At 65.4% G+C, this 12,320-nt stretch carries 14 protein-coding genes and 1 tRNA gene; 8 read left to right on the top strand and 7 right to left on the bottom strand.

Annotated elements, in window-relative coordinates:
* The first annotated feature begins 357 nt into the window (after window positions 1-357).
* Both E2A64_RS08405 and E2A64_RS08400 read left to right on the top strand, forming a co-directional pair.
* Window positions 358-433: transfer RNA gene (locus tag E2A64_RS08405), tRNA-Val, on the top strand.
* 346 nt (window positions 434-779) lie between these two features.
* Window positions 780-1,271: a hypothetical protein gene (locus tag E2A64_RS08400; RefSeq protein ID WP_133283921.1), complete on the top strand. Its 492-nt coding sequence runs from the start codon at window positions 780-782 to the stop codon at window positions 1,269-1,271.
* A gap of 55 nt (window positions 1,272-1,326) precedes the next feature.
* Here the strand turns inward: E2A64_RS08400 and E2A64_RS08395 are convergent, their stop codons facing one another.
* Genes E2A64_RS08395 through E2A64_RS08375 form a run of 5 tightly spaced genes read right to left on the bottom strand, consistent with a single transcriptional unit; the run spans window position 1,327 to window position 4,122 of the window.
* Complete coding sequence (locus E2A64_RS08395) at window positions 1,327-2,202, bottom strand: TonB family protein (RefSeq protein ID WP_133283920.1); 876 nt, start codon at window positions 2,200-2,202, stop codon at window positions 1,327-1,329.
* A complete protein-coding gene (locus E2A64_RS08390; protein ID WP_133283919.1) occupies window positions 2,199-2,594 on the bottom strand; it encodes an ExbD/TolR family protein in 396 nt (131 codons plus the stop codon). The genes E2A64_RS08395 and E2A64_RS08390 overlap by 4 nt, the downstream gene beginning before the upstream one ends.
* Window positions 2,591-2,977, bottom strand: coding sequence for an ExbD/TolR family protein (locus E2A64_RS08385; RefSeq protein WP_133283918.1), 387 nt, complete (start codon window positions 2,975-2,977; stop codon window positions 2,591-2,593). The genes E2A64_RS08390 and E2A64_RS08385 overlap by 4 nt, the downstream gene beginning before the upstream one ends.
* Window positions 2,967-3,659, bottom strand: coding sequence for a MotA/TolQ/ExbB proton channel family protein (locus E2A64_RS08380; RefSeq protein WP_133283917.1), 693 nt, complete (start codon window positions 3,657-3,659; stop codon window positions 2,967-2,969). Before E2A64_RS08380 ends, E2A64_RS08385 begins: the two co-directional genes overlap by 11 nt.
* A gap of 28 nt (window positions 3,660-3,687) precedes the next feature.
* Window positions 3,688-4,122, bottom strand: a complete 435-nt coding sequence (locus E2A64_RS08375; protein WP_133283916.1) for a hypothetical protein — start codon at window positions 4,120-4,122, stop codon at window positions 3,688-3,690.
* A gap of 244 nt (window positions 4,123-4,366) precedes the next feature.
* On the opposite strand from E2A64_RS08375, the gene hemP reads away from it, so the two are divergent.
* The 6 genes from hemP to E2A64_RS08345 are packed head-to-tail and all read left to right on the top strand — an operon-like array spanning window position 4,367 to window position 9,119.
* Window positions 4,367-4,579, top strand: a complete 213-nt coding sequence (gene hemP, locus E2A64_RS18170) for a hemin uptake protein HemP (RefSeq protein WP_133283915.1) — start codon at window positions 4,367-4,369, stop codon at window positions 4,577-4,579.
* A gap of 14 nt (window positions 4,580-4,593) precedes the next feature.
* On the top strand, window positions 4,594-5,640 hold the full coding sequence (locus E2A64_RS08365; RefSeq protein ID WP_174235754.1) for a hemin-degrading factor: 1,047 nt from the start codon (window positions 4,594-4,596) through the stop codon (window positions 5,638-5,640).
* A 1-nt stretch (window position 5,641) separates the two neighbouring features.
* Window positions 5,642-6,535, top strand: a complete 894-nt coding sequence (locus tag E2A64_RS08360; protein WP_133283914.1) for a heme/hemin ABC transporter substrate-binding protein — start codon at window positions 5,642-5,644, stop codon at window positions 6,533-6,535.
* A gap of 46 nt (window positions 6,536-6,581) precedes the next feature.
* Window positions 6,582-7,619 carry a FecCD family ABC transporter permease gene (locus E2A64_RS08355; protein ID WP_133284318.1) on the top strand — a complete coding sequence of 346 codons (1,038 nt, stop codon included), beginning with the start codon at window positions 6,582-6,584 and terminating at the stop codon, window positions 7,617-7,619.
* 12 nt (window positions 7,620-7,631) lie between these two features.
* Entirely contained in the window at window positions 7,632-8,429 is a 798-nt protein-coding gene (locus tag E2A64_RS08350; protein WP_133283913.1) for a heme ABC transporter ATP-binding protein, read from the top strand.
* A 36-nt stretch (window positions 8,430-8,465) separates the two neighbouring features.
* Window positions 8,466-9,119 carry an alpha/beta hydrolase family protein gene (locus tag E2A64_RS08345; RefSeq protein ID WP_133283912.1) on the top strand — a complete coding sequence of 218 codons (654 nt, stop codon included), beginning with the start codon at window positions 8,466-8,468 and terminating at the stop codon, window positions 9,117-9,119.
* Here the strand turns inward: E2A64_RS08345 and E2A64_RS08340 are convergent.
* Both E2A64_RS08340 and dhaL read right to left on the bottom strand, forming a co-directional pair.
* On the bottom strand, window positions 9,116-10,462 hold the full coding sequence (locus tag E2A64_RS08340; protein ID WP_133283911.1) for an NAD(P)/FAD-dependent oxidoreductase: 1,347 nt from the start codon (window positions 10,460-10,462) through the stop codon (window positions 9,116-9,118). The two genes, E2A64_RS08345 and E2A64_RS08340, sit on opposite strands and share 4 nt — an antisense overlap.
* 80 nt (window positions 10,463-10,542) lie before the next feature.
* Complete coding sequence (gene dhaL, locus E2A64_RS08335) at window positions 10,543-12,285, bottom strand: dihydroxyacetone kinase subunit DhaL (RefSeq protein WP_133283910.1); 1,743 nt, start codon at window positions 12,283-12,285, stop codon at window positions 10,543-10,545.
* Between the last annotated feature and the right edge of the window lie 35 nt (window positions 12,286-12,320).

The raw sequence follows: 12,320 nt of genomic DNA, 5'->3' as shown, positions 1-12,320 counted from the left end.
TGATCCCTTTTGCAACATTCTTCAGACAGCCCCGCCCGCGATCCCGGAAGACGCGGCTTTTCGCCTTGCACAGGGTCGGGAATTTTTCTTCGCCAGGCGTTCGTCCGGCCATCCACATCCACCGTCTGATCCGATCCCGCACGCAAATTTCAGGAGACCGGAGGCTCGATCGGCACCGATTCCGGAATCATCGCCGCACGGTCGCACGCAATTCATCCGCGAGCGCCTTCGTGATTGGCGCACAGGCAGACGCCCCGCTCCGCCCTTCTTGCAGGCGCATGCAAAATCTGATGGAGGAAATCGGTAAAGCTGCTTGCAAGCACGAAGCGAACCCACTAAAGACGACACCGCTGGAGCGGGCGATTAGCTCAGCTGGTAGAGCGCCTCGTTTACACCGAGGATGTCGGGAGTTCGAGTCTCTCATCGCCCACCATTCCTGCTCCGGCATTTCCTCCTCCCGGTTCCTTCTTCTTGCGCGTCCGGCATGGGCGTTTTCCCATGCGACATCACGAAGAGGTCAGCGGCTCGCGCCGAACAAACGGGCGGGGCCTCCTCGCCTCCTTTCGGCACGGGTCGGCTCGATCGGCGACAACCGGCTTGGGGGCTGGTATTCCGGCCGTGAACGGCCTTCGACGGGTAACGCATCTCCGTAGACGCCCCATGATGCCCCGGCTGCGCTTCCCCACAAATTTGCAATCGCCAAAACTACACAACTCAGGATAGATTTTACCGGCTTATGCGCTCACACGATTTGTGAGCAGGCTAGACGGAGATCATGAATGGAAATTTCTGCTTGGGTATTCTCATTGATTGGCGGCGTTTTCTTCGCAGTCGGATTCTTTTTCGTGATGCGCAACCTCGCAATAACGACCGGCCACGCGCTTATATTCGCGCTTGGTGCCGCATTGATAGCACTCCCTCACGTCAAAGATTTCGAATGGTCCGACGGAAAATTTAAATACACGGCCAAACAGACGACGCTCGATCTAAGCCAAGAGCTTAAGTCCGTCACCGAGCAACAAAAATCGCTGGCACAGCAAATTGCGACGCTTGCCACTGCGCTAGAGAGAAATTCGGACCAACTCAACGAGTTGCAGCTGTCTGTCAGCAAAGTGTCACCTTCTATTGCTCCCCCTGCGCCAGCATCCGGCACGTTCTCACGGACAATGTGGGAAAATCTCAAGGCTGCCAGCGAGGAGATTGAGGGCAAGGCGGGATTGTCGCTTCAACAACTCGAGAAAATCCAGGGAGATATAATCTCCGCCGAGTGATTCCTATCGCGAATTTATTGGCGGCGTTAGCGGACGAGGTACCGCAACCGCCCCCTCAGCGGGTAAACGCCAGCGGCACCGAGAACGTCCAGCTCGAACGGCCCGCAGCGGCGGGAATGGCGGGGAAACGGGCTGCCCGGTGGACCGCGTCGCGGGCGGCTTCGTCGAGCACCGCGTGGCCCGAACTTCTGGCGACGCGCACGCCGCTTACCGAACCGTTGGCCGAGACCGTGAACGAGACGATCGTGGTACCGCGCAGGCGGTCGCGCCGGGCTTCCGTCGGATAGCGCAGCGCGCGGCGCAGGCGGGAGGCGACCTTGCCGGGATAGTTCGAAACCTGGGCATTGCCCGGGTCACGGCGCGCTTCGGCCGTCTTCTCGCCACTCGCCGCCCTGGTCGCATTGGCGGCCTGCTTGCCGCCGGCCCCGGCCGCCTTTTGCGGCGCCGGCTTCGACTGAGCCTTCCTGACAGGCTCGGGCTTCTTCGTCTCGGTCTTCCTGGTGACCTTGGGGCGCTCGGGCGCGGGCGTCGGCACCGGCATGTCCGGCAAAGCCGACAACTCGCTGCTCGGAGCGATGGGCGCGGCTTCCACCGGCTCGGCGGGCGCAAGCTCGACGGGCTCCACTGCCTCGACGCTCTCGATCACCTCCTCGGGCTGCGGCTCGGTGACCGGCTCGACCGGAGCAAGTTCGGCGGTCTCGACGGGTTCGGCCTCGCTGGCTTCCGTTTCCTCGACCGGTGTCACGTCGTCGGCGGGTTCGCCCGCCTGCACCGCATCCTCGAAGGCGTCACCGAGAATCAGCATGTCGACGGCGGCCCCGCCCGCGACCTTCATCTCGGGCTCCTCGGGCGCGAAGTATCCGGCGACCGCCAGGTGAATGCCTGCGGAGAGGAGTATCGCCGCGGCCACATGGGAGGTTTTCAGTTTCATTCTGCTGCGTGCTCGGTCACGAGAACGATATTGGTGAGCCCCGCGCCACGGAGTGCGCCGACGATATCCACAAGTTCTGTGGCCGGAAGATCGCGGTCGGCGGCGACGCGGAAGGGCGTGCCCGCATGTTCCTCGGCCCAGGCCGCGAGGTTCGATTCGATCTCGACCGGTTCACCGCGCCAGCTGGCGCTGCCGTCGGCCGCGATGAAGAGCATGTCGGGCGGGGCGGCATTGTCTTCACGCAGGGTGGTGATGAAGCTGACTTCGGGATCGCGCGGCGGCGCGAGCGTGCCGGCGATGAGGAAAAAGATCAGCATCAGGAAGACCACGTTGATGAGCGCGATGGTGCTTTCCTGCTTGCGCGGCTGCCTGCGGGTGGGAATGCGGATCATCCGCCCCTCCTCGAAACGCTGACCTTGAGGCCGGATTGCGACGCGGCCTCGAGCACGGAAACAAAATCCTGCGAGGTGGCGCCCTGCTCGACGAGAATGACGAGGTTCTCGGCGCCGACCTCCCTGAGGCCGGCAAGGCGCACGGCTATGGCGCCCGTCTCGATGCCTTCGCCGTTCAGTCGGACGTCACCGGCGCGTACCGAAATCATCGCGTCGGGCCGTTTGCCGCCCGCGCCTCCGGCCGCGCCGCCTTCCACCGGCACCTGCGAGAAGCGCGAGAAGGTCGAGGACAGCATGAAGAACAGCAGCAGCAGGAAAATGACGTCGATGAGTGGCGTCAGTCCCAGCCTGCGGCGCACGAATCTGGGTGCATCAACCCGCAAGAGCCGCCTCCCCCGCCCCGGTCGCCGGGCTTTCGGGCCTGCTCGCGATACGCGCGCCCAGCACGTCGGCGGTCAGCGTTTCCACGGCCACGCGCTCGCTTTCGATCCGGGTTTCGAGCCAGGTCAGCACGAGCGACACCGGCATGGCGACCGCAAGACCGGCAGCGGTCGTCAGAAGCGCGACCCAGATGCCGCCGGCGAGAATGGACGGATCCACCGCATTGCCGGCCGTCTGGAGCTGGCGGAAGGCGTCGATCATGCCCAGAACGGTGCCGAAAAGGCCGAGCAGCGGTGCGATCTGCGCGACGGCGTCGAGAAAGCGGAAGCCCGACTGCAGCTCGTGGAAGCGCTCGGTGACGTCGCGCGCGATGCGCTCTTCGATCTCGGCCTTCTCCGCGCGGCGCTCGGTGCGGTAGTGGATGGCGAGCGCCACGGCGCGGGCGGCGGCCGAACGGCCGTCCCTGGCAAGCGCCAGCGCCTCACGGGGGCGGCCTTCCTCGAACAGGGCGACGGCCTTTTCGGCGCGCGCCCTGCGGCCCACGCCCATGCGGAAGAACTGCCAGATCTTCAGCAGGATGACCGCGAGGCTGATCGCGGAGATCACCATGATGATGGCGACCACCGGGCCGCCGAGTTCGGCAAGCGAGGCGACCGTTTCAAAGGCATTGGTCAAGGGAGTCATGGGAGGCGTCCTTGTTGCGGGCTCTTGTTCACGAGCCGAATTCTGCGTCGGTCAGGTTCTTGGTTTTCAGCGCCTTGGCGCAATCGGCGGCCTCGATACCCGCGCCCTTGCAGCGCGCGGCGCCGTTGACGAGGATGCGCGAGACGCTTTCGCAGCCGGTATCGGGCAGGTCGAAACGGCGCACGACCGTCTTGCCCGCGGGAAGCGCGCCGAAGTCGAAGACCGTCATCATCTTCACCAGGCCCTTCGCATCGAAGACGACCATTTCAAATCCGCTGCTTTCGAGATCGGCGGACAGACCGTTGCGGGTCACGAAAGTCATGCGGCAGGCTTCGCCGTTCTGTTCGAGCCTGTTGAGCTCGATATCCACCGAGGCTTCAGGGGCGGCATTGGCACTCATCACAGGCGCAGAGAGCATGACCGCGGCGGCGAGAGCGGAGGCGAGCCCCGATTTCCCTGCCATTGAACCACATTTGCTGCGCGAACCGCGCGACATCGCCAAACTCATGACTGCACTCCGTTATTAGCCTCGCCTGCTGCAATTAGAAGAGCCCAGGCGCGTTGGGAAGAGAAAACATGATTTTTCCACTCCACTATTGCATCCGATATAAAACATGATAATTCGTGTCAAGAAATAACACCTTATCCAACACCCCTCGCCCAGCCAGCCTTTTGCCAGCCCAGCGAGACGAGGGACTCATCCTGTCATGACGCCACATTCGAGCGCCCGAAACGCCCCTTCCGACACCCCCCCGGAGTCCGCCGGGATCACACTCCGCGACGCTGCAGAAAAAAGCGGGGTGAAAGTCGTCGAAAGCAGGGAGTTATTCGGTCGTCTCTCGGAGATCGGCATCATGCATGACGGCTCCCTCTATCGCCTGAAGATTACCCGTCAGGGCAAACTCATACTCAACAAGTGAAAGGCCGCTGGGAGATGACCACCACCCCATCACACGCAGACATCCGGGCTGCGGTGCGCGACAACCCGAAAATGCGGGCGCGCGATCTGGCGCAAAATCTCGGAATAACGGAAGGCGAACTCGTCGCCGCTCATTGCGGCGAGACCGCACGCCGCATCACCGTCGAATTCGAGAAGATCTTCCCGGCCCTCGAAGCCGTCGGCGAAGTCATGGCGCTCACCCGCAACGAGAATGCGGTGCACGAGAAGATCGGCGTCTACGACCGCTATATCGCCGGCAAGCACGCGGCCATGATGCTGGGCGAGCAGATCGACACACGCATGTTCCCGACGAAATGGGCGCATGGTTTCGCGGTCCGCTCGGGTGACGGCGACACGATCAAGCACAGCCTCCAGTTCTTCGACGCCCAGGGCAATGCCGTCCACAAGGTCCATGCCCGCCCGGCGACGGATCTCGACAAGTGGAACGCTCTCGTCGGACAGCTGGCGCTCGACGACCAGACGCCGGGCATGGTCACGGTCGCGGCTGAAGTGCCCGAGGAGACGGTGTCCGACGTGCCGCTCGAAGAATTGCGCGATCGCTGGATGCGCATGAAGGACACCCACCAGTTCGTCACCATCCTGCGCAAGCTCAATGTCGACCGGCTCGACGCGATCCAGGCAATCGGCGAGGATTTCGCCTGGCAGATCGACAAGTCCTCGGTGGAGGCGATGCTGAAGCTTTCGGCCAACGAGAAGCTGCCGATCATGTGCTTCGTCGGCAATCAGGGCTGCATCCAGATCCATTCCGGCCCGGTGGAGGCGATCAAGACCATGGGCCCGTGGCTCAACATCATGGACCCGACTTTCCACCTGCATCTCAGGACCGACCGGATCGCACAAGTCTGGGCCGTGCGCAAACCCACCGACAAGGGCCATGTCACCTCGCTCGAGGCCTATGACGCCGACGGGGAGATGATCATCCAGTTCTTCGGCAAGCGCGTCGAAGGCCAGGACGAACGCCCGGTCTGGCGCGAGATCATGGAAAGCCTGCCCCGCGTCGACGGTCGCAAGGCGGCATAGGATGACCACACTCCCCGTTTTCAGGGCTGCCGGCCGTTCGCTCGCGCTGGCGGCGGGTCTTGCCGCGTTCCTCTCCTCCGCTTCGGCGGAGGACAAGGCGAGCCGCATCGTTTCCATCGGAGGCTCGGTCACCGAGATCGTCTATGCGCTGGGCGAAGAAGCCCGGCTGACCGCGCGCGACCAGACGAGCATCTATCCGGAAGCGGCGAAGGCTCTTCCGGATGTCGGCTACATCCGTCAGCTCTCGCCGGAAGGTGTTCTGTCGGTGAACCCCGACCTCGTCATCGCGCTCGAAGGCTATGGCCCGCCGGAAGCGCGTCAGGTCATCGAAGCCGCCGGCGTGCCGATCGCCGTCATTCCGGAAGCCTATGACGGGGCGGGCGTCATCGCCAAGATCGAGGCCATCGCCAAGGCGCTCGGCGCGGAGGCACAAGGCCAAAAGCTTGCCCGCACGGTGCAGGACGATCTCGATGCCGCGGCAGATGCCGCCGCGCGGATCGAAAAACCGGCGAAAGTGCTCTTCGTGCTCGCCCTCAGGGACGGGCGCATCATGGCAGCCGGCGCGCAGTCCCATGCCCAGTCCATCATCGAAATGGCGGGGGCGGAAAATGCGCTCTCCGGTTTCGACGGCTACAAACCCGTGACCGACGAGGCAATACTGGCCGCCGCACCGGACGTCATCCTGCTGATGGATCGCGGCATCAACGAAAGCCACGACACCCAGGACGCTGCCCTTCTCGCCCTCCCCGCCGTATCCGCCACACCTGCGGGCCGCGACAAGGCACTGATCCGCATGGACGGGCAGTATCTGCTCGGCTTCGGCCCGCGCACCGCTCAGGCGGCACGCGAACTCGCCACCCGCATCGCGGATCTGACGACAGGCGGGAGCAACTGACGTGCTGCAGCGCCCGGCGTCCACCTGCATCGCTCCGGCCATCCTGATGGATGGCGACCGCAGCAGACGGGCGCGCCTCACGCTTGCCGGACTGGCCGTGCTGCTCGTCGGCGCTGCGCTCTTCGGCCTCGTGCTCGGCGCGGCCGACACGCCGGCCTGGCGCGTGATCCTCACCCGCCTCGGCCTCGACGACGGAGCCGGCCTCAAAGCCACCGACTACCTGATCATGGAATCGATCCGCCTGCCGCGCATCGTGCTCGGCATCCTTATCGGCGGCGGTCTGGCGGTCTCCGGCGCGCTGATGCAGGGTCTGTTCCGCAATCCGCTTGCCGATCCGGGCATCGTCGGCGTATCCGCCGGCGCCGGCCTCGGCGCGGTCTCCACAATCGTGCTCGGCGGCGGCATTCTCTCCTTCACCGGCATCTACGCGCTGCCCCTGTCGGCCTTCTCCGGCGGCCTGATCACCGCCTGGCTGCTCTACCGGATCGCCACCCGCAACGGCCGCACCTCGATCGCCACGCTGCTGCTCGCCGGCATCGCCATCGGCGCCTTTGCGGGCGCGGCGACCGGTGTCCTCATCTACGTCGCCGACGACGCGCAACTGCGCGATCTCACCTTCTGGGGACTGGGCTCGCTCGCAGGCGCCACCTGGACCAAGGTTGCCGCCACCGCTCCGATCATCTTTGTCGCGTTCGCCGCAAGCCCGTTCCTGGCGCGCGGGCTCAATGCGCTGGCGCTCGGCGAATCGGCAGCCCACCACATGGGAATTTCCGTCCAGCGGATGAAAAACATCACCATCGTGGTGGTGGCGGCCGCGACAGGCGCCTCCGTCGCCGCAGCCGGCGCCATCGGCTTCGTCGGCATCGTGGTCCCTCATCTCCTGCGGCTCGCCATCGGACCCGATCACAAATATCTGCTGCCCTGCTCGGCGCTTCTGGGCGGCGCGTTCCTGACGCTGGCCGACGGCGTGAGCCGCACGCTGGTCGCGCCCGCCGAACTGCCTATCGGCATCGTCACAGCCGCGATCGGCGCTCCCTTCTTCCTGTGGATCCTGCTGCGCCGGCGCGGCCTTCTCGACCTCTGAGAGTAATTTGCGATGACGATCGAAGCGCGCGGCCTCGAGGTCGCCTACGGCAGGAGGCGCATTCTTCACGGCGTCGATTTCTCCGCCCGCCCGGGCGAAGTGACGGTGATCATCGGCCCGAACGGCTCAGGCAAGACGACCCTCATGCGCGCGCTGACCGGCGAACTGACTGCCGCCGGAGCCATCACGATCAACGGCAGGGAACTCGGCGCCTATCCCGCGCACATGCTGGCCGCCACCCGCGCGGTGCTGCCGCAGGATACGGCGCTTGCCTTCCCCTTCACGGTGTCCGAAGTCGTCGGCCTGGGCGTTGCCGCCGGCCCGATGCTTGCCGGTAACGAGGCGCGCCGGCAGCGGATCGCCGACGCGCTCGAGGCGGTCGATCTCCCGGGCTTTGCCGGGCGCTACTATCAGGAACTTTCGGGCGGCGAGCGCCAGCGCGTGCAGCTTGCCCGCGTGCTCTGCCAGATATGGAACCCGGTCTCCCAGCATCACGGTCCGCGCTGGCTGTTTCTCGACGAACCCGTATCCAGCCTCGATATCCGCCACCAGCTGATGATCATGGAACTTGCCGCCAATTACGCGCGTCGCGGCGGCGGGGTGATCGCGGTGATGCACGACCTCAACCTGACGGCCATGTTCGGCGACCGGATCACCCTGATCTCCTCCGGCGAAGTGGCCGCCACCGGGACGCCGAAAGAGGTGCTGCAGGACGAAACGCTCGCCGAAGTCTTCGGCTGCGCGCTGAAAGTCGGTGAAGTGCCGCGCGACCATCTGTTCGTCCTTCCGCAGGCCATTTCCGCCGGCTGATTGCCTTTGCCGCGCGACACCCGCTATTGAATGCGCATGAGCGACAGATCATCACACTTCCTGTTCGACGGTCCGGCGGATGCCCGGACCACCATTCTCCTCGCCCATGGCGCGGGCGCACCGATGGACAGCGACTGGATGAACGCGGTCGCGGCGGCCCTGGCCCGGGAGAACCTTCGCGTCGCCCGTTTCGAGTTCGCCTACATGGCCGGACGACGCACCGGAGCGGGCAGGAAGCCGCCGCCCAGGGCAGAGACGGTGATGGCCGAATATCGCGAAGCCGTCGCCGCACTCGACGCCGGGACACCGCTGATCATCGGCGGCAAATCGATGGGCGGCCGCGTGGCGAGCATGGTGGCCGACGAGCTGGCGGCTGCAGGTCTGGCCCACGGGCTCCTGTGCCTTGGCTATCCCTTCCATCCCCCCGGAAAGCCGGAGAAGCTCCGCACCGCGCATCTGGCCACGATGACGACGCCGGCACTGATCTGCCAGGGCGCGCGCGATCCCTTCGGCAACGAGACTGAAGCCGGGAATTTCGCGCTGTCGCCGGCTATCGAGCTCAAATGGCTTGCCGACGGCGATCACGATCTCAAGCCCCGCAAGGCATCCGGCCTGACGCTCGATCGGCACATCGCCGAGATGGCGAAGTCGGCCAGAGCCCTCGCCGACAGGATTGTCGAGAGAAGCTAGAGCGACGGGCCGAGGTCGAGTTTCGAGCCGTCCGAGAAACGCGCGAGCCGGAAGCGGCGCAGGTCGTGGCCGATCTCGTTGCCCATCACCTTGTCGGCCAGCACGCGCCCGACGCCGGGACCGATGCCGAAACCGTGGCCGCACATCCCCGTGCCGATGGTGAGCCCCGGCAACTGGCCGGCACGGTCGATGATCGGCACGATGTCGGGCAGCGTGTCGATCATCCCGCCCCAGCTCGCCTTGATCTTCACCGGACCGAGCTGCGGAAACAGCCTTTCGAAACGGCCGATGAATGTCTTCAGCGTGTGCCGAGACGGTTTAGGATCGAGAACGCGCATCCGCTCGAAGGGGCTCATCTCGTCCTCGCCCCAATTGCGCGGGGTCCCCCAGGCATCGGGGTAACCCGCCGGGGCTAGAGGCCGCAATTTCGTACCCGCCATGTGCTTCTTCATGACCGGCAGGTATTTCGGCAGCGCGCGGAAAGCATCCGGACCGACGAAGAAGTCATGGGCCGAACCGTCGGCGAGCGTATATCCGCCATCCTGACGCAGGCGGAAGGCCACTTCGTCGTCGGTCGCGCCACCGGTATAGACCCGGGCCATCGGTTCGGTCGCGGCGACGCTCGAGAGCACGGAAAGCTGCGGAATACCGATTCCGTGGCGGCGCAGGAAGAGCGAGGACCACGCTCCGCCGGCAAGCACCACCTCGGAGGCGGCGATCCGGCCCTTTTCGGTGACCAGGCCGGCGACCCGTCCGCCTTCGACGTCGAGCGCGCGTGCGGCGCATTCCTCCACGATCGTCACCCCCTCGCGGGCGGCCAGGCGGGCAAGTGCCGGAACGGCGAGCCAGGGCTCGGCGCGCATGTCGGACGGGGTCGTCATCGCACCTGGATATGTGCGCGTCATGCCGGGGATCAGTTGGGCCGTCTGCGCCGCATCGAGCATCATCGTGTCGACACCCAGCTTGGCCGCGAATACCTGCCAGCGGGAAAAGCCGTCCAGTTCCGCATCCGTGCGGGCGAGATAGGTCACGCCGCCCTGGGTGAGCCCGAAATCCTCGCCGCTCTGCTCGGCCAGCTCGATCCAGAGGCGGCGCGCCTCGATCATGATGGGCAGTTCGGCCGTGTCGCGCCCCTGCTGACGGATCCAGCCCCAGTTGCGCGAGGATTGCTCGCCAGCCACGCGTCCCTTTTCGACGAGCACGACATTCGCGCCGCGCCGCCCGAGGTGGATCGCGGTCGAGACACCGACCACGCCGCCACCGATGACGACCACGTCCGCCCTTTCGGGCAGGGGCGCGGAATGTTCGACGGGGGCGTGGAGACCGAGGGGAAACTGGGACACGGGCACTTGCTCCTGACTGTTGCGCCAGGAGGTAAATGGGCCGAACCGCCAGGTCAATCCGCCCCACGGTCAGCTTGCGCTCAACTGACAGTTTTCGCCCAGGCCGCCAGAAGCACGGCCGTCGATTCGGCTCCAGGATCGATATGGCCGACCGAGCGGTCGCCGAGCTTCTTAGAGCGTCCGCGGCCGCTGCGCATGTCCTTCGTCGCATCGGCGCCGATCCGCGCGCCCGCGGCGGCGGCGGCCAGACACGCCATCTCGGATCCGCCCTGGCCGAGCTTCCGCCTTGCAGCTTCCGCGGCTGGCAGCCAGGCATCGACCATCGTCTTGTCGCCCGCCGACGCCCCGCCCCGGTCGACGATCCCGTCGGCCATACCCTCGACCCATGCGACGAGCGCCTCGGCATCGAGATTGAGCCGGTCGGCAACGGCACGTCCCGCCGACTGGAATGCCGACGCGTAGAGCGGGCCCGCGGACGCTCCGACGGATTCGAGGAATGCGGAGGCGATGTCGTCGCACATGATCGAGATCGTCGCGTCGTCTTCGACCTTGTCGAGAGCAGAGAGCACGGCCTTCCAGCCGATTTCCATCGTCAGTCCGTGATCGCCGTCGCCGATCTTGCCGTCGAGTTCGCTCAGGCGGTCGCGCTCGGCGAAGATGGCGCCGGCAGCGGCTCGCATCATTTCACGGAACGTCGCAGGTGTGATTGCCCCGTCGGTCTTGAGTGACGCGATATCCGTTCTGCGCGTTTCGCTCACGGCAGTCCGGCTTCTCGTCTTCCGGCGCGGGCTGACGGATTTGGGTGCCGATGCACCGACGCGCAGGGCCGGTGTGTCGCAGGGATGATCCAGCCAGGTGGTCAGGTCCTCGTCGAGCTTCATCACGGTGACCGATGCGCCTTCCATGTCGAGCGACGTGCAGTATTCGCCCACCCAGCTGTGATGGATCGCAACGCCCTTCCCCTCGAGCGTCCCGGCCGTGCGACGGTGGAGAAGATAGAGTTCCAGCAGCGTGGTGGATCCGAGACCGTTGACGAGAACGGCAACGCGATCGCCCTTCCCAAGTTCAAGTTCCTCGATGATCGGCGCAAGCAGACGGTCGGCCACCTCATCGGCGCTGCCGGCGGGGCCGCGCTCGACGCCGGGCTCGCCATGAATGCCCATGCCGATTTCCATCTCCCCGACCGGAAGCTCGAAATTGGCCTTGCCGGTCTGCGGCATGATGCAGGCCGAAAGTGCGACGCCCATGGTCCGGGTCGCATCGTTTGCACGCGCGGCAGCGGCCTCGACCTCATCGAGCGAGAGACCCAGATCGGCAGCGGCGCCGGCAATCTTGAAGACGAAGAAATCGCCGGCGATGCCGCGGCGTTCCTCCTTCCTGTCGAGCGGCGCGGAGGCGATGTCATCCGTGACGACGAATGAACGCGCGGTGATGCCGTGCCTGGCGAGATTTCCCTCGGCCATGCCGAAATTCATCACGTCGCCGGTGTAGTTGCCGTAGAGAAATAGAACCCCCTCGCCACCGTCGGCCGCAAAGCCCGCATCCATGATCTGGGACGGCGACGGCGAGGCGAAGATGTTTCCCAGAGGCGCGGCATCGGCCAGCCCCTGCCCCACATAGCCGGCAAAGGCCGGCTCGTGGCCGGAACCGCCGCCGACCACGATCCCCACCTTGCCCTCGCGCGGACCGTTCAGCGCGACGATTGCGCGGCCTGTTTCCCCTTCCACCGTGAGGTGGCGCGGATGGGCGGACACCATGCCGGCGATCAGATCCTCAATCAGGCGGTCGGGGTCGTTGATCAGTTTCCTGTGCGTGTCGGTCATGCGATCCTCCCAGATCTGTTTTCTCGTTTCCACGC

It is taken from the genome of Pseudohoeflea suaedae, from assembly GCF_004354915.1.
Classification (GTDB): Bacteria; Pseudomonadota; Alphaproteobacteria; order Rhizobiales; family Rhizobiaceae; genus Pseudohoeflea; species Pseudohoeflea suaedae.
Note: the sequence above shows the minus strand (reverse complement) of the source record. Positions and strands in the feature narration are given on the sequence as shown.